This window comes from Streptomyces sp. NPDC002386 (assembly GCF_053593175.1).
Map to the genome: position 1 here is coordinate 18,098 of NZ_JBSFBX010000003.1, position 15,177 is coordinate 33,274.

Consider the following 15,177-nt stretch of genomic DNA (forward strand, 5'->3'; position numbering starts at 1 on the left):
GGGGCGGCCATGAACGCGCTCACGCACCCTCGATGTCTTCGCACGCCGCCGACTGCGGCGGCTCCTGGAAGGAACTCCCGAAAGTGAAGCTTCAGCGCAAGAACCGGCTGCGCGCCCTCTCGCTCGGTGCTGTCGCCGTCTCCGGCGCCCTGGCCCTGACGGCGTGCGGCTCCGACGACACGGGCAAGAAGACGACGGACGGTTCTTCGTCCTCGACCAGCGCCGGCTCCATCAAGTGCGACGATGCCAAGGGGCAGCTCCTGGCCGACGGCTCCTCCGCGCAGAAGAACGCGATCGACGCCTGGGTGAAGAACTTCTCGCAGGCCTGTGGCGTGCAGATCAACTACAAGGGCGGCGGCTCGGGCGCCGGTGTCACCGCGTTCACGCAGGGCCAGGTCGCCTTCGCCGGTTCCGACTCCGCACTGAAGCCGGAAGAGGTCACCGCCTCCAAGAAGGTCTGCTCCGGCGGCCAGGGCATCGACCTCCCGATGGTCGGCGGTCCGATCGCCGTCGGCTTCAACGTCCCGGGTGTGGACAACCTGGTCCTGGACGCGCCGACCCTCGCCAAGATCTTCGACAGCAAGATCACCAACTGGAACGACCCGGCGATCAAGAAGCTGAACCCGTCGGCGAAGCTTCCCGACCTCAAGATCCAGCCGTTCCACCGCTCGGACGAGTCCGGCACCACGGACAACTTCACCAAGTACCTGATCGCCACCACCCCGGACAACTGGAAGTACTCCGGCGGCAAGGCCTGGCAGGCCAAGGGCGGCCAGTCCGCTCCGCAGTCCGCGGGCGTGGCCCAGCAGGTGAAGCAGACCGCCGGCGCCATCGGCTACTTCGAGCTGTCCTACGTCTCGGACGGCATCAAGCCGGTCTCCATCGACACGGGCGCCAGCAAGCCGGTCGCCCCCAGCACCGAGAGCGCCACCGCCGACATCGCGGCCGCCAAGGTCGTCGGCACCGGCAAGGACCTGTCGCTGCAGCTCGACTACAAGACCAAGGCCGAGGGCGCGTACCCGATCACCCTGGTCACGTACGAGATCGTCTGCGACAAGGGCAACAAGGCGGACAGCCTGCCCGCCACCAAGGCCTTCCTGCGCTACATCGCCAGCGAGGACGGCCAGAAGATCCTCTCGGGCATCGACTACGCGCCCGTCCCCGACGAGATCATCGCCAAGGTCCGCACCACCATCGAGGGCCTGAACTGACCTGAGTGCGGTCCGGCCCCCCGCGGGGCCGGGCCGCACCGTCCGGTGCACCGCCGCCCGGAGCCGCACCGCCCCTCCCGAGGGGCGTACGGCTCCACCGAGCCGCCCGTCGAGGCGGCTCCGCAGACCGGAGAACCCGATGGACATATCGACGCAGACAACCGACGCACTTCCCCCCAGTCCAGAGCCGACCCTGACCGAGCAGGCGCGCAACGCCCGTGGCGCGACCCGCCCCGGTGACCGCATCTTCCTCGGACTGTCCCGTGGCTCGGGCATCCTGCTGCTGGTGATCATGGCCGCGATCGCGGTCTTCCTCACCTACCGCGCCTCGCTCGCGATCAGCAAGGACCACGGCAACTTCCTGACCACCTTCGAGTGGAACACCAACCTCACCCCGCCGGTCTTCGGCATCGCGGTGCTGGCCTTCGGCACGGTCGTCTCCTCGGTCGTCGCCATGGTCATCGCGGTCCCGATCTCGGTCGCCATCGCGCTGTTCATCACGCACTACGCGCCGCGCCGGCTGGCCGGCCCGGTCGCGTACGTGATCGACCTGCTCGCCGCCGTGCCGTCCATCGTGTACGGCCTGTGGGGCGCGCTCGTCCTCGTACCGCATATGACCGGTCTCTACGGTTGGCTGGACAGGTACCTGGGCTGGACCGGCGTCTTCGACTGGCAGGGCGGCGCACCGCGCTCGATGCTCACCGTCGGTCTGCTGCTCGCGATCATGATCCTGCCGATCATCACCAACGTGAGCCGTGAGGTCTTCCGGCAGGTCCCGCAGATGCACGAGGAGGCCGCGCTGGCCCTCGGCGCCACGCGCTGGGAGGTCATCCGCATGGCGGTGCTGCCCTTCGGCCGCTCCGGCGTGATCTCCGCCTCGATGCTCGGCCTCGGCCGCGCGCTCGGGGAGACGATGGCCGTCGCCACCGTGCTCTCCCCGACCTTCGACATCCAGGCCAGCCTGCTCGACCCGGGCGGCGGCACCTTCGCCCAGAACATCGCCAGCAAGTTCAGTGAGGCGACGCAGGACGGCCGTGACGCGCTGATCGCCTCCGGTCTGGTCCTGTTCGTCATCACCCTGCTGGTCAACGGTGCGGCCCGCGCGATCATCGCCCGCCGCAAGGAGTACTCGGGGGCCAACGCATGAGCACCGCCAGCCTCGCCGACAAGCGCGCCGGCTCGCTGCGCGGCGCGAGCCTGCCGAAGTGGTCCCCCTGGGCCATCGCCGCCGGGTCCCTCGTGGTCGCGGTGGGCATCGGCCTCGCCGCCGGCCTGGACAGCAAGGTCCAGTGGGGCCTGATCGCCGCGATCCTGTTCGTCCTCGGCACGTTCGGCGTCGCCGCCCGCGTCGAGGGCCGCCGCCAGGCCAAGGACCGCGTCGCGATCTCGCTCGTCTGGGTCGCCTTCCTGCTCGCCGTCGTCCCGCTGGTCTCCCTGATCTGGGTGACCGTGGCGCGCGGTGTGAAGGTCCTCGACGTCTACTTCCTGACCCACTCCATGGGGGTCGTCGCCGACTCCGAGCCGGGCGGCGGTATCTACGCCGCGATCATCGGCAGCCTGGAGCAGGTCGGCCTCGCCACCCTGATCGGCGCGCCGATCGGCATCCTCACCGCGATCTACCTGGTGGAGTACGGGCGCGGCAGGCTCGCCAAGGCCGTCACGTTCTTCGTGGACGTGATGACCGGCATCCCGTCGATCGTCGCGGGCCTGTTCATCCTCAGCCTGATGCTGATCTTCGAGATGCAGCCCTTCGGCTTCGCCGGCTCGCTCGCGCTGGCCATCCTGATGATGCCCGTCGTGGTCCGCTCCACCGAGGAGATGCTGAAGCTCGTGCCGAACGAGCTGCGCGAGGCGTCGCTGGCGCTCGGCGTGCCGAAGTGGCGCACCATCCTCAAGGTGGTCCTGCCGACCTCGATCGGCGGCATCACCACCGGCGTCATGCTCGCCGTCGCCCGTATCGCGGGCGAGACCGCCCCGGTGCTGCTGCTGGTGTTCGGCAACCCGTTCATCAACAACAACCCCTTCGAGGGCGCGCAGGCGTCGCTGCCGCTGTACATCTACCAGCAGTACTCGCAGAGCGCCGGCGCCAACGCGGCGTACGACCGCGCGTGGGCGGCCTCGCTCACGCTGATCGCCTTCGTGATGATCCTGAACATGGTGGCCCGGGGCATCGCCCGCTGGAAGGCCCCGAAGACCGGTCGCTAAGGCATCGAATGGCGGCTGCGGCCGCGTGGCGACCCCCTCAGCGACTGACTGGAAGTGAAGTAGTTATGGCCAAGCGAATCGACGTGAGCGGACTCACCGCTTACTACGGCTCCCACAAGGCGATCGAGGACATCTCGATGACGGTCGAGCCGCGCTCGGTGACCGCGTTCATCGGGCCGTCCGGATGCGGCAAGTCGACGTTCCTGCGCACGCTGAACCGGATGCACGAGGTGACCTCCGGCGGCCGTGTCGAGGGCAAGGTGCTGCTGGACGACGAGGACCTGTACGGCGCCGGCATCGACCCGGTGTCGGTACGGCGTGAGGTCGGCATGGTGTTCCAGCGGCCGAACCCCTTCCCGACGATGTCGATCTTCGACAACGTGGCGGCGGGCCTGCGGCTGAACGGCAGCTACAGGAAGTCCGAGCTCAGCGACATCGTCGAGAAGTCGCTGAAGGGCGCGAACCTCTGGAACGAGGTCAAGGACCGGCTGAACAAGCCCGGCTCCGGCCTGTCCGGCGGCCAGCAGCAGCGGCTCTGCATCGCCCGGGCGATCGCCGTGGAGCCGAAGGTGCTGCTGATGGACGAGCCCTGCTCGGCTCTGGACCCGATCTCCACGCTCGCCATCGAGGACCTGATCGGTGAGCTGAAGGAGCGCTTCACGATCGTCATCGTGACGCACAACATGCAGCAGGCGGCCCGGGTGTCGGACCGTACCGCCTTCTTCAACCTGGCGGCGGTCGGCCAGCCCGGCCGGCTGATCGAGATCGACGACACCGAGCGGATCTTCTCCAACCCGTCCGTGCAGGCCACGGAGGACTACATCTCCGGCCGCTTCGGGTAATCCAGATCCCCTCGCGGTGCTGCATGGCGGTGCCACCGCGAGGACGCAAAAGGGCCCGCCCCCGGATCTCCGGGGGCGGGCCCAGTCGTTTCCGTGCCGCCGGCCCGCTACAGGACGGTCAGGTTGACGAGCCCGAAGGCCGCCGCGGCGACCAGGGCCGCCGCCGGCATGGTGATGAACCAGCCCATGACGATGTTCTTGGCCACGCCCCAGCGCACCGCGTTCACCCGCTTCGTCGCGCCCACGCCCATGATCGCCGAGGTGATGACGTGCGTGGTGGAGATCGGCGCCTTGAAGATGAACGCCGTGGTGAACATGATCGACGCGCCCGTCGCCTCGGCCGCGAACCCCTGCGGCGGGTCGAGCTCGATGATCTTGCGGCCCAGCGTGCGCATGATCCGCCAGCCGCCGGCGTACGTGCCCAGGGACAGCATCACGGCACAGACGATCTTGACCCAGACCGGGATCGGGTCGCCGAAGGTCTCGTGGCCGGAGATGACCAGGGCCAGCACCACGACACCCATGGTCTTCTGGGCGTCCTGCAGACCGTGCCCGAGCGCCATCGCGGCCGCCGACACCGTCTGCGCTATCCGGAAGCCCCGCTTGGCCTTGTGCGGGTTGGAGCGGCGGAACAGCCACAGGATGGCCGTCATCACCAGGTAGCCGACGATCAGGCCGACCACCGGCGACAGGAACATCGGGATGACGACCTTGTCGAGGACGCCGTTCCAGAGCACCTCGGTGCCGCCCGCGAGCGCCGCGCCCACCATGCCGCCGAAGAGGGCGTGGGAGGACGACGAGGGCAGGCCGAAGTACCAGGTCAGCAGGTTCCAGACGATGGCACCGATCAGGGCGGCGAAGAGGATGGCCATCCCCTTGGAGCCCTGCGGTGTCTCGATCAGGCCCTCGCTGACGGTCTTGGCGACCCCGGAGCCCAGGAAGGCGCCGGCGAGGTTCATCACCGCGGCCATGGCGAGCGCCGCGCGCGGGGTCAGCGCCCGCGTCGACACCGAGGTCGCGATCGCGTTCGCGGAGTCGTGGAAGCCGTTCGTGTACGTGAAGAAGAGCGCGACCGCGACGGTCACGATCAGGGCGAAGGTGTCCATCGACGCCTCAGGACTCCTTGACGGCGATGGTCTCCACCGTGTTCGCCACGTGCTCGAACGCGTCCGCCGCCTCCTCGAGCACATCCACGATCTGCTTCAGCTTCAGCACCTCGATGGCGTCGTACTTGCCGTTGAAGAGGTGGGCGAGCAGCTTGCGGTGGATCTGGTCGGCCTGGTTCTCGAGCCGGTTGACCTCGATCCAGTACTCGGTGAGGTTGTCCATCGTGCGGAGGTTCGGCATCGCCTCCGCGGTCAGCTCGGCCGCCCTGGCCAGCACCTCGATCTGCTGCTCGACGCCCTTCGGCAGCTCCTCGACGTTGTAGAGGACGACCAGGTCGACGGCCTCCTCCATGAAGTCCATGATGTCGTCCAGGGACCCGGCGAGGGCGTAGATGTCCTCACGGTCGAAGGGCGTGATGAAGGAGGAGTTCAGCTGGTGGAAGATCGCGTGCGTGGCGTCGTCACCTGCGTGTTCCGCGGCCCGCATACGCTCTGCGATCTCGGCCCGGGCGGAAGAGTCCGCCCCGAGCAGTTCCATCAGGAGCTTCGAGCCGGTGACGATGTTGTCCGCGGACGCGGCGAACATGTCGTAGAAGCTCGTCTCCCTGGGGGTCAGACGAAAGCGCACTTGGGGTCCTCTAGGTGCTTCGGTTTCGGTCAGGCTGATGCTAGGCGCAACATCCGGCCACGGCTATCGGGCCGTCTCCCAGTGTCGCCCATCGTTCGGACCGATCAGCACGGGGGCGTACCCAGGGGCCCTCTACCCCGCGAAATTCGTTACCATATACCCAGTAGGGGTATGTATCCGCAGCCCGTCCCGACATGGAGGCCCGTGATGACGACGACCGAGGCCGGCGCCACGCACGGTTACCACAAGCAGAAGGACGAGCACCTCAAGCGGCTGCGCCGCATCGAGGGCCAGATCCGCGGCCTGCAGCGCATGGTCGACGAGGACACGTACTGCATCGACGTACTCACCCAGGTCTCCGCCTCCACCAAGGCCCTGCAGTCCTTCGCGCTGCAACTGCTGGAGGAGCACCTGCGGCACTGCGTGGCGGACGCGGCCCTCAAGGGCGGCGAAGAGATCGAGGCCAAGGTGGACGAGGCGACGAAGGCGATCGGCCGGCTGCTGCGCACCTGAGCCGGGCCCGCCGCCGGGCCCGCGGCCGGTCTCAGAGCCGGTCCCGGCCCCGGGGGCGATCGGCGGGTTTCCGCTCCTCGGCCACCCGCAGCACCTCGTCGATGCTCTCCAGGCTCAGCCGGTCCTCGGCTGCCGAGGCGGCGATGATCAGCTCTCCGCACAGTTCGATCTCGGCGAGGGCCACATGGTCCTGAACTGCCGTACCGCCGAGCGGAGCCACGTGCGTCACCTCGTCTCTGCCGTCACCGACTTCCTAGAGTAGGCAGCGCCCCACACACCGCGCATGGCACGGACGGGCTAGTTCGACAGGCGCGTCACGGACTAGTGCCCTGACTGGATCTCGCCCCCGGCGCCCGCGCTCCCGCCGGTGCCGCTCTCGGCGATGCGGCCCGCGAAGATGTCCCCCGGGCTCGGCAGCCGCACGTCGACGGGGGTGCCGAACCCGAACAGCAGTGTGGTCGAGGCGACCGCGACCGGCGTCTTCTCGCGGCCGTTGACGAAGCTGAAGCGCTGGCGCAGCTTGCGGATGCGGCCCTGGTCGTCCAGGTAGGCGTCGAACGGCACCTCCGCCGTGGCGAACCCCTTCGCGGCCGCGGCCAGGGACGCCCGGTTGTCCGCCGAGGCGTTCGCCGAAGCGCGGGACAGGTCTGCCGTGCCCCGGTAGTGCCGCACCGACGTCCCGCCCACCTCGGTCCGCCCCACGTACGTCGCCGTGCGCGTCCCGCGCAGTACCTCCGCCGCCGCGTAGGGGTCGGTGGCGCCGCCGGTGACGAGGTTGCCGTCGGACAGGCCCGCGGTCTCCACCCGTACCCACTTGTCGGCGGGCACGCCCGCGCCCCGGTTCTTCATGAACAGGGCACCGGGCGCGAGGAGCTCGGTGATGGGCCGGTGCTCGGGGGTGCCCGCCGGGTCGTCGGGGAGCACCACGGTCAGCTCGCCGAGCCGGCGCCGGAAGTCGTAGCCGCCCCGGCCGCGGATGGTGACCCGGGTGCCGCCGGTCGCCATCTCCATGGAGGTGGAGGCCTTGGAGCTGCCCGCCCCGCGCAGGGTGTCGGCGGCCCGCCGCAGCACGGCCACCGGGTCGCCGCCGGCGCCGTGCGCGCCTTCGGCGGCGGCCCGGTCACCGGTGCACCCGGTGGCGGCCGCCCCCAGACCGAGCATGACTCCCACCGCGAGGGCGGTCCTTCCCGCGCGCTTGTACTGCCGCCGATCCATCGCGTGAAACCCCCAGCCGGTAGGTCCGTCACGGGCCCGCTGTCTGCTCGGGTTAACGACCGGTAGGGAGCACCGTCACGCGCTGCCGTACCGTTGTCACCGTGGTGCAGCAGGACGGGCCGGGACGAGCCCGGCAGGGGCAGGAACATCTCACTACGACGACCGAGCAGGGCCGCTTCTGCGTGGCCCGCTGCAGCTGCGGCTGGCGCGGCCCGGCCCGGCGGGCCCGCAGCCTCGCCAGAGCGGACGCGCAGGCGCACGCGGACGTGGAGTGAGGCGGCCCCTTCGGCCTTCCCGGGCGGCCGGTCAGCGGTGCTCGAAGCGCCGGGTGAGGGCGTCGACGAGGTCGCGGTCGCGCGGCTGGGTCAGCCGGAGGCGGGCCTCGGCGGGGGAGAGCCACGAGATCCGGTCCACCTCGTCGTTCGGGGCGAAGTCTCCCGCGGTGGCCTCGGCGGCCCAGTAACGCACCCGCTTGGGGCGGCCGTTGGCCAGGTAGCTCAGGGTCGGCAGCTCGGATCCGGGCTCGGCCGCGTACCCGGTCTCCTCCGCGACCTCGCGCAGGGCGCCCGCGAGCGCCTCCTCGCCCCGCTTCAGCTTGCCCTTCGGGTGGGACCAGTCGTCGTACTTGGGCCGGTGGACCAGGCACAGCTCCAGACCGCCGGCGGCCGGCGAGCGGCGCCACAGGACGCAGCCCGCCGCCTCGACCGTGGTGTCGTTCACACCGCCTCCTCGCGGGGGTTCAGGACGCGCCGACCGTCTGCTTCCGCCAGGCCTGCTGGAAGGCGAACCTGGCCGCCTCCACCTCGTGCCGCTGGTCGGCGTGGAGCACGCCCAGCGCGTACGCCGTCGCCGGGGCGATCCGGGGGGTACGGGCCGCCTGGGCCGCCGCTGCCGCCGCCTCCGAGGCGTCCCGGTGGCGGTTCAGCGACTGGCCGGCCGTCAGCAGACCCACGTCGACGGGGGAGTTGCCGCCGTGCAGCACCTCGCGGGCGTAGCGGTGCAGGCGCAGCAGCAGGCGGACCTGGTGCCAGGGGCCGTCCTGGGGGTGCGGGGACGGGTCCGGGGACAGGCCGTGGACCAGGGCCTCCGCGTTGTAGGGGTGGCCCGCGGTGAGCAGCGGGAGGGCGGCGACGGCCTGGGTGAGGCGTTCCTCGGCCGCGGCGGCGAGGGGGTGCAGCGCGGTGCCGGGCGCGTGGGGGGTGAGCGGGACCTCGCTCGCCAGTAAGGCCACTTTGTCGGCCACCGCGTGGAAGCGGGAGGAGCCGAGGGCCTGCAGGGCCGTGGAGTGGGCCCGGGTCCGGGCGAGGGTGAGCTGGCGTTCCAGCAGTGCCCCCGCCTTGGCCGCGCCGACTGTCAGATTCCCGCGTTCCGGGGCGGGCGCCGTCCCGGTGCCGCGGCCGCCCCCGGCCGCCCGGGCCCCGTCGGGCAGGGTGCCGACGGCCACCGCGGCCACCGGCTGGGCCGGCAGCGCCGTGGTGCCCGAGAGCCGGTTCAGGGCCTGCAGCAGCCGCTCCAGGCGGGCCTCGTAGGCGTGCTCCAGTTTCAGGGTGCCCGACAGCCAGGCGAGTTCCGGGCGCAGTTCCTCCGACCACTCCGGTTCGAGCAGCGGGCGGAAGGTGTGCAGGCTGGCGCTGATGCGGCGGGCCGAGCGGCGCAGCAGCAGCGCCGCGTCGACGGACTCCTCCGCGCCGCCCGCGGGGACGCCGCCGGTCTCCCGGTGCGTGCGCAGCGCGCGGAGGAACTCCGTGGCCCGAGCGCGGAGGTAGCCCGCGAGGGCGTCCCCGGTCACCGCCTGGGCCGTGGGGTCCGTCGGGTCAAGGTGTCGCTGTGCCACGCCGGCGCCTCCGGGCGTCTATGAGCATCTCCTGGATGTTGCGCAGCGGCTGTCCGTCGGCGTCGGTCGCGTGCCGGGTCCACTCGCCGTCGGGGCCGAGGTGCCAGGAGGCGGTGGTGTCGGACATGCCGGTGTCGAGCAGCCGGTTCAGGGCCGCCCGGTGGCCGGGGTCGGTGACCCGGACCAGGGCCTCGATCCGGCGGTCGAGGTTGCGGTGCATCATGTCGGCGCTGCCGATCCACACCTCGGGTTCGCCGCCGTTGCCGAAGGCGAACACCCGGGAGTGCTCCAGGAAGCGGCCGAGGATGGAGCGGACCCGGATGTTCTCCGACAGGCCCGCGACGCCGGGGCGGACGGCGCAGATGCCGCGCACCCACACGTCCACCGGCACACCGGCCTGGGAGGCGCGGTACAGCGCGTCGATGACCGCTTCGTCGACCATCGAGTTGACCTTGATCCGCACGAAGGCGGGGCGGCCGGCCCGGTGGTGCTGGACCTCCTTGTCGATGCGCGCTATCAGGCCGTCGCGCAGCGACTTGGGGGCGACGAGGAGGCGGCGGTAGGTCTCCCGGCGGGAGTAGCCGGACAGCCGGTTGAACAGGTCGGAGAGGTCGGCGCCGACCTGCGGGTCGGCGGTGAGCAGGCCGAGGTCCTCGTACAGCCGGGCCGTCTTCGGGTGGTAGTTGCCGGTGCCGACGTGGCTGTAGCGGCGGAGGGTCTCGCCCTCCTGACGGACCACCAGGGACAGCTTGCAGTGCGTCTTCAGGCCGACCAGGCCGTAGACCACGTGGCAGCCGGCCTCCTCCAGCTTGCGCGCCCACTTGATGTTGGCGTGCTCGTCGAAGCGGGCCTTGATCTCGACCAGGACGAGGACCTGCTTGCCGGACTCGGCGGCGTCGATGAGCGCGTCGACTATCGGGGAGTCGCCGGAGGTGCGGTACAGGGTCTGCTTGATCGCCAGCACGTCCGGGTCGCCGGCCGCCTGTTCCAGGAAGGCCTGCACGGAGGTGGAGAAGGAGTCGTACGGGTGGTGCAGCAGCACGTCACGGGTGCGCAGCGCGGCGAAGATGTCCGGCGCGGACGCCGACTCCACCTCGGCCAGGTCGCGGTTGGTGCCCGCGACGAACTTCGGGTACTTCAGCTCCGGCCGGTCGAGGCTGTGGATGCGGAAGAGTCCGGTGAGGTCCAGGGGGCCGGGCAGCGGGTAGACCTCGGCCTCGGAGATCTTCAGCTCGCGGACCAGCAGGTCCAGCACCTCGCGGTCGATGGACTCCTCGACCTCCAGCCGCACCGGCGGCCCGAAGCGGCGCCGCATGAGCTCCTTCTCCAGCGCCTGGAGCAGGTTCTCGGCGTCGTCCTCCTCGACCTCGAGGTCCTCGTTGCGGGTGAGCCGGAAGGCGTGGTGCTCCAGCACCTCCATGCCCGGGAACAGCTCCTCCAGGTGCGCGGCGATGACGTCCTCGAGCGGGACGTAGCGGCCCGGCGCGGCCTCCAGGAAGCGGGACAGCAGCGGGGGCACCTTCACGCGCGCGAAGTGCTTGTTGCCGCTGACCGGGTTGCGCACGATGACGGCCAGGTTCAGCGACAGGCCGGAGATGTACGGGAACGGGTGCGCGGGGTCGACGGCCAGCGGGGTCAGCACGGGGAAGATCTGGTGCCGGAAGAGCGTGAAGAGGCGGGCCTGCTCCTTCTCGGTCAGCTCGTTCCAGCGGACCAGGTGGATGCCCTCGTCGGCGAGCGCGGGGGCCACGTCCTCGTGGTAGCAGGCGGCGTGCCGGGCCATCAGCTCGCGCGATCGGGCCCAGATCATCTCCAGCACCTCGCGCGGCTGGAGGCCGGACGCGGAGCGGGTGGCGACACCGGTGGCGATGCGGCGCTTCAGGCCGGCCACCCGGACCATGAAGAACTCGTCCAGGTTGCTGGCGAAGATCGCCAGGAAGTTGGCGCGCTCCAGCAGGGGCGTGTTCGGGTCCTCGGCCAGTTCCAGGACGCGCTCGTTGAAGGCGAGCCAGCTTCGCTCCCGGTCGAGGAAACGACCCTGGGGCAACGGGGCCCCGTCGCTCTGCGCCTCTTCGTAGGCGTCGAGGTCGGCGTCGAGGTCGGGTTCCAGGTCGGAAACGGTCGCGGCGACCGTATGGGACCGGTGCGCGGCGATGGAGCCCACGGAGGGCTGCGTGTGCTTGGCCTCTGCCTGGGTGTCTTGCTGACTCATGACACCATTCTTCCGCGCCACGCGCGAGACAGGCGCGTCGGAACGTGCGGGCGGGAGCGTCACGGCCCCGTTCCCCGCGGGCCCCTCGGGGGGCGGCGAAGGCTCTGGCACGGCGGGCTTCATTGGCCGAGCGTCGCAAGCCCGTCTGAATCGATGGTTACGGAGACATGACGTCCCGGATATCGGGGGGCGGCTCCGGAGTGCGTCCCTCCCCCCGTGGAAGGGACGCACACCCTCAGGCGGCCCGGCGGCGCAGCACCAGGAAGGCGGCCGTCGTCACCAGCGTGGTCAGGGCCAGCACGACGCCCGTCTCCACCAGGTGCAGGGGCCAGAAGTGGGACGCGGGGTGGTAGACGGCGAAATAGCCGTCGGCGTTCCGTCCGGTGTTGCCCTGCCACGCGCTCTCGGGCAGCACGAACGGCTTCGGCGAGGTACGGGTCACCACCGGCCACAGATGGGGACGGCAGCCGTCCACCACGAAGTGGACCAGCCACATCACGGCGCAGGCGGTGCCGAGCGCGGCCAGGGTGCGCCGCAGCAGCAGCGCGGTGAGGGTGCCGACGGCCAGCGCGCACAGCCCGTACGCCACGGTGAGCGGTCCCAGGGCCGCGAAGACGTCGGCGGCGGTCCAGTCGTCGGCGGGCAGCAGGTCCGCGTTGGCCGCCCGGCCCCAGCGGTACACCCCCACCAGGACCAGGCCGCCGGCCGTGACGGCCAGGGCCGGGAGGGCCAGCTTCGCGGTCAGCCAGCGGACCGGGGTGACGCCCTGGGTCCAGGCCAGGTTCGCGGTGCCGGTCTCCAGCTCGCGGCCGATCAGGGCACCGCCCGCGAACGCGGCGACGGCGAGGAAGCTGTAGCAGATGAGGGTGGAGATCCAGCCGGACGGCTCCCCGTAGTCGAGGCGGCTGAAGAGGTCCGCGCAGAGGTGGGTGCGCCGGCAGACGGTCTCGCCCTGCCGCGCGCGGCCGGCGGTGACCTCGTTCAGCCACACCAGCCAGCCGGTCAGCGCGGCGACGGTGGCGGCCCAGACGAGCAGGGCGTGGCGGTGCAGCCGCAGCACGGTGCGGGGCAGGCCCTGGAGAGCGGTGCTCACGCGGCGGCCCCCTTCCCGGCCCGCGGCGCCCCGGACAGGCGCCTGAGCAGGCCGAACGCGGCCAGGGCGGACAGGGCGGCCACGGCCAGCACGAAGGCGCCGGTGGTGAGCTGGAGCGGCCAGTAGTGGGAGGCGGGGTGGTAGGTGTGGAACCAGCCGACGGCGCCCTGCTCACGGAACGCCCGCGCGCACCCTTCCGTGGTGGCCGCGTAGCACTCGGGCTCGGGGATGTGCGCGCCGTCGCGGGTGACCAGGCCCCTGGCGACCTCAACGCCTGAGTAGGGGGCGGCGTAGCCGTTTCCGAGGCCGCTCACCCGGGTGACGGCCGGCCACAGGTGCGGCATGAGCCACTGCGCCAGGCCCCACACCCCGGCGGTGAGGACGACGGAGACGGCGAGCGCGGGCAGGGCGCGGCCCAGGGCCAGGCCGGTGAGGGCACCGACGGCGAGGGCGGCCAGGGCGAGGGCGACGGTGGTGGGGCCGTTGGTGTGGAAGGTCCAGAAGTCGGACCAGTTCTTGACCGTGTCGACGCGGCCGTCGGCCGCCGACCAGGCCCGGTGGTGCAGGAACACCAGCAGGCTCGTGCCCGCGGCGACCGCGGCGGCGGGCAGGGCCAGCCGGGTCGCCAGCCAGCGGACCGGCGTGATGCCCTGGGTCCACGCCAGGCGCGCGGTGCCGGTCTCCAGCTCGCGGCCGGTGAGGGCGGCGCCGGCCCAGGCGGCCACGAGGAACGGCAGCGCGGCGAGGGACAGCGTGAGGTAGTTGTACACGTCCTTGTAGCGCAGGATCGCGTCCTGGTCGTAGGGGCACTTCTCGGACCACTTGCAGGCGTTGTACTGCCGCCAGCCCTCCGCGGCGGCGTCGGTGAGCGGTCCGGCGAGCCACAGCAGCAGGGCGGCGCCGAGGACCACCGCGGCGGTCCAGGCGACGAGCGCGGGGCGGTGCAGGCGCAGCAGCCAGCGGGCCGTCCGGGGCCGCGCGGCGGGGGCCCGGACGGCGGCCGGGGCGGTCGTGGCGGTCACGCGGCACTCTCCTCGGTCGCGGCCGGTGCGGTGCTGAGGGCGGGGGCCTGCGGGTTGCGCAGGTGGGCGAGGACCAGTTCCTCCAGGGTGGGCGCCGACGCCTGCCAGTCGCCGTCGAGCGGGCCGGCGGGACGGATCAGGGCGGTCCGCTGACGGCCGGTGACCCGGTCCTCGACCAGGGTGTGCGCGTCCAGGCCCGCCTTCTCGGCGGGGCCGCTGACCCTGAGGTGGGCGGCGAGCAGGTCGTCGATCTCACCGGCCAGCCGGACCCGGCCGTCGCCGACCAGCAGCAGGTGGTCGCAGGAGTCCTCCAGCTCGGCGACGACGTGCGAGGACATCACGATGGTGGTGCCGTGCTGGGCGGCCTCGGCCATCAGGGTGCCCATCAGTTCGTGCCGGGCGAGCGGGTCCAGGTCGGCCATCGGCTCGTCGAGGAGCAGCAGTTCGGGGCGCTTGCCGAGGGCGAGGGCGAGGGCGACCCGGGTGCGCTGGCCGCCGGACAGCGACCGTATGCGGGCCCCGGGGTCGAGCGGGCCGGCGGCCACGATCCGCCCGGCGGTGTCCGCGTCCCAGCGCTCGGGGTTGAGGTCGGCGCCCATGCGCAGCGTCTCGGCGACCGTGAGCTGCGGGTACAGCGGCTTGTCCTGGGCGACGTAGCCCACCCGGGCGCGGGCCGCGGCGGGCGTGGCGCCGAGCACCGTCAGCCGGCCCTCGGTGGCCGGGAGCAGTCCCGCGGCCAGGGCGAGCAGTGTCGACTTGCCTGCGCCGTTGGGCCCGACGACGGCGCACACCCGTCCGGCGGGCAGCCGGAAGCCGCAGTCGCGCAGCGCCCAGCCTCCCCTGCGCCCGAAGCGCTTGCCGAGGCCGGTGGCCTCCAGAGCCGTGTCGCTCATGAACGTTCTCCCTGGAAGTGCTTGTCGAGTACGGCGGTGAAGAGGGCCGCCACGTCGTCCCGGTCCAGGCCCGCCTCGGCGGCCCGCGCCGTCCACCGCTCCAGCTCCGCCCGCAGGGGGGAGTCGGCGGGGGCGGCGCCCAGTGAGCGCCGGACGAAGGTGCCCAGTCCGCGCCGCGCCTCGACCAGGCCCTCCCGCTCCAGCTCGCGGTAGGCCTTGAGGACGGTGTTGGGGTTGATGGCGGTGGCCTCGACGACCTCGCGGGCCGTCGGCAGCCGGTCGCCCGGGCGCAGCAGGCCCAGCCGGAGGGCCTGTTTGGTCTGCTGGACGATCTGGACGTAGGTGGCGACCCCGCTGTGCCGGTCGATGCGGTATTCGACCACGCGTTGAACCACCCTTTCAC

The 15,177-nt window shown here is 71.6% G+C and carries 17 protein-coding genes; 6 read left to right on the forward strand and 11 right to left on the reverse strand.

All coding sequences use genetic code 11. The features are described from left to right. The first annotated feature begins 83 nt into the window (after positions 1 to 83). The 4 genes from pstS (at position 84) to pstB (ending at position 4,258) form a co-directional block, all read left to right on the forward strand. Positions 84 to 1,211, forward strand: a complete 1,128-nt coding sequence (gene pstS, locus ACWCPN_RS07140; protein WP_392295234.1) for a phosphate ABC transporter substrate-binding protein PstS — start codon at positions 84 to 86, stop codon at positions 1,209 to 1,211. A 139-nt stretch (positions 1,212 to 1,350) separates the two neighbouring features. Further along, positions 1,351 to 2,358 carry a phosphate ABC transporter permease subunit PstC gene (pstC, locus tag ACWCPN_RS07145; protein WP_451203095.1) on the forward strand — a complete coding sequence of 336 codons (1,008 nt, stop codon included), beginning with the start codon at positions 1,351 to 1,353 and terminating at the stop codon, positions 2,356 to 2,358. Then, entirely contained in the window at positions 2,355 to 3,416 is a 1,062-nt protein-coding gene (gene pstA / locus ACWCPN_RS07150; protein WP_451203098.1) for a phosphate ABC transporter permease PstA, read from the forward strand. Before pstC ends, pstA begins: the two co-directional genes overlap by 4 nt. Positions 3,417 to 3,481: 65 nt before the next feature. Further along, on the forward strand, positions 3,482 to 4,258 hold the full coding sequence (pstB, locus tag ACWCPN_RS07155; RefSeq protein WP_199213570.1) for a phosphate ABC transporter ATP-binding protein PstB: 777 nt from the start codon (positions 3,482 to 3,484) through the stop codon (positions 4,256 to 4,258). Between the two features lie 107 nt (positions 4,259 to 4,365). Here the strand turns inward: pstB and ACWCPN_RS07160 are convergent, their stop codons facing one another. Together ACWCPN_RS07160 and ACWCPN_RS07165 are read right to left on the reverse strand one after the other, a co-directional pair. Next, complete coding sequence (locus tag ACWCPN_RS07160; protein ID WP_199211085.1) at positions 4,366 to 5,364, reverse strand: inorganic phosphate transporter; 999 nt, start codon at positions 5,362 to 5,364, stop codon at positions 4,366 to 4,368. A gap of 7 nt (positions 5,365 to 5,371) precedes the next feature. After that, positions 5,372 to 5,992 (reverse strand): DUF47 domain-containing protein, encoded by a 621-nt coding sequence (locus tag ACWCPN_RS07165; RefSeq protein ID WP_015493282.1) that lies wholly within the window; start codon positions 5,990 to 5,992, stop codon positions 5,372 to 5,374. A gap of 207 nt (positions 5,993 to 6,199) precedes the next feature. On the opposite strand from ACWCPN_RS07165, the gene ACWCPN_RS07170 reads away from it, so the two are divergent. After that, entirely contained in the window at positions 6,200 to 6,505 is a 306-nt protein-coding gene (locus tag ACWCPN_RS07170; protein ID WP_451203103.1) for a metal-sensitive transcriptional regulator, read from the forward strand. Positions 6,506 to 6,536: 31 nt separating this feature from the next. Here ACWCPN_RS07170 and ACWCPN_RS07175 read toward each other — a convergent pair whose 3' ends face one another. Together ACWCPN_RS07175 and ACWCPN_RS07180 are read right to left on the reverse strand one after the other, a co-directional pair. After that, positions 6,537 to 6,734: a hypothetical protein gene (locus ACWCPN_RS07175; protein ID WP_199211083.1), complete on the reverse strand. Its 198-nt coding sequence runs from the start codon at positions 6,732 to 6,734 to the stop codon at positions 6,537 to 6,539. A gap of 92 nt (positions 6,735 to 6,826) precedes the next feature. Further along, positions 6,827 to 7,720: a hypothetical protein gene (locus tag ACWCPN_RS07180; RefSeq protein WP_451203106.1), complete on the reverse strand. Its 894-nt coding sequence runs from the start codon at positions 7,718 to 7,720 to the stop codon at positions 6,827 to 6,829. A gap of 101 nt (positions 7,721 to 7,821) precedes the next feature. Here ACWCPN_RS07180 and ACWCPN_RS07185 point away from each other — a divergent pair, with 101 nt between their 5' ends. Then, positions 7,822 to 7,995, forward strand: a complete 174-nt coding sequence (locus tag ACWCPN_RS07185; RefSeq protein ID WP_365127562.1) for a hypothetical protein — start codon at positions 7,822 to 7,824, stop codon at positions 7,993 to 7,995. 31 nt (positions 7,996 to 8,026) lie between these two features. Here the strand turns inward: ACWCPN_RS07185 and ACWCPN_RS07190 are convergent, their stop codons facing one another. The 7 genes from ACWCPN_RS07190 to ACWCPN_RS07220 all read right to left on the reverse strand — a co-directional run bounded on the left by ACWCPN_RS07190 (position 8,027) and on the right by ACWCPN_RS07220 (position 15,157). After that, positions 8,027 to 8,440, reverse strand: a complete 414-nt coding sequence (locus ACWCPN_RS07190; protein ID WP_392295237.1) for an NUDIX hydrolase — start codon at positions 8,438 to 8,440, stop codon at positions 8,027 to 8,029. Positions 8,441 to 8,459: 19 nt separating this feature from the next. After that, the gene (locus ACWCPN_RS07195) at positions 8,460 to 9,554 is read right to left on the reverse strand and encodes a CHAD domain-containing protein (RefSeq protein ID WP_451203110.1); all 1,095 of its coding nucleotides are present in this window, start codon (positions 9,552 to 9,554) and stop codon (positions 8,460 to 8,462) included. Next, positions 9,535 to 11,889, reverse strand: coding sequence for an RNA degradosome polyphosphate kinase (locus tag ACWCPN_RS07200; protein ID WP_451203112.1), 2,355 nt, complete (start codon positions 11,887 to 11,889; stop codon positions 9,535 to 9,537). The genes ACWCPN_RS07195 and ACWCPN_RS07200 overlap by 20 nt, the downstream gene beginning before the upstream one ends. A 112-nt stretch (positions 11,890 to 12,001) precedes the next feature. After that, the gene (locus ACWCPN_RS07205; protein ID WP_451203115.1) at positions 12,002 to 12,859 is read right to left on the reverse strand and encodes a hypothetical protein; all 858 of its coding nucleotides are present in this window, start codon (positions 12,857 to 12,859) and stop codon (positions 12,002 to 12,004) included. Further along, positions 12,856 to 13,881: an ABC transporter permease gene (locus ACWCPN_RS07210; RefSeq protein ID WP_451203117.1), complete on the reverse strand. Its 1,026-nt coding sequence runs from the start codon at positions 13,879 to 13,881 to the stop codon at positions 12,856 to 12,858. Before ACWCPN_RS07210 ends, ACWCPN_RS07205 begins: the two co-directional genes overlap by 4 nt. Then, positions 13,878 to 14,774, reverse strand: coding sequence for an ABC transporter ATP-binding protein (locus ACWCPN_RS07215; protein WP_451203119.1), 897 nt, complete (start codon positions 14,772 to 14,774; stop codon positions 13,878 to 13,880). Before ACWCPN_RS07215 ends, ACWCPN_RS07210 begins: the two co-directional genes overlap by 4 nt. Then, positions 14,771 to 15,157, reverse strand: coding sequence for a GntR family transcriptional regulator (locus ACWCPN_RS07220; protein ID WP_365127550.1), 387 nt, complete (start codon positions 15,155 to 15,157; stop codon positions 14,771 to 14,773). Before ACWCPN_RS07220 ends, ACWCPN_RS07215 begins: the two co-directional genes overlap by 4 nt. Between the last annotated feature and the right edge of the window lie 20 nt (positions 15,158 to 15,177).

Bases quoted from the DNA above. Each gene is read 5' to 3' on its own strand.
- ACWCPN_RS07200 (WP_451203112.1), bottom strand. From the start codon at position 11,889: ATGAAGCCCGCCGTGCCAGAGCCTTCGCCGCCCCCCGAGGGGCCCGCG.
- pstA (WP_451203098.1), top strand. From the start codon at position 2,355: ATGAGCACCGCCAGCCTCGCCGACAAGCGCGCCGGCTCGCTGCGCGGC.
- ACWCPN_RS07160 (WP_199211085.1), bottom strand. From the start codon at position 5,364: ATGGACACCTTCGCCCTGATCGTGACCGTCGCGGTCGCGCTCTTCTTC.
- ACWCPN_RS07170 (WP_451203103.1), top strand. From the start codon at position 6,200: ATGACGACGACCGAGGCCGGCGCCACGCACGGTTACCACAAGCAGAAG.
- pstB (WP_199213570.1), top strand. From the start codon at position 3,482: ATGGCCAAGCGAATCGACGTGAGCGGACTCACCGCTTACTACGGCTCC.
- ACWCPN_RS07180 (WP_451203106.1), bottom strand. From the start codon at position 7,720: ATGGATCGGCGGCAGTACAAGCGCGCGGGAAGGACCGCCCTCGCGGTG.
- pstC (WP_451203095.1), top strand. From the start codon at position 1,351: ATGGACATATCGACGCAGACAACCGACGCACTTCCCCCCAGTCCAGAG.
- ACWCPN_RS07215 (WP_451203119.1), bottom strand. From the start codon at position 14,774: ATGAGCGACACGGCTCTGGAGGCCACCGGCCTCGGCAAGCGCTTCGGG.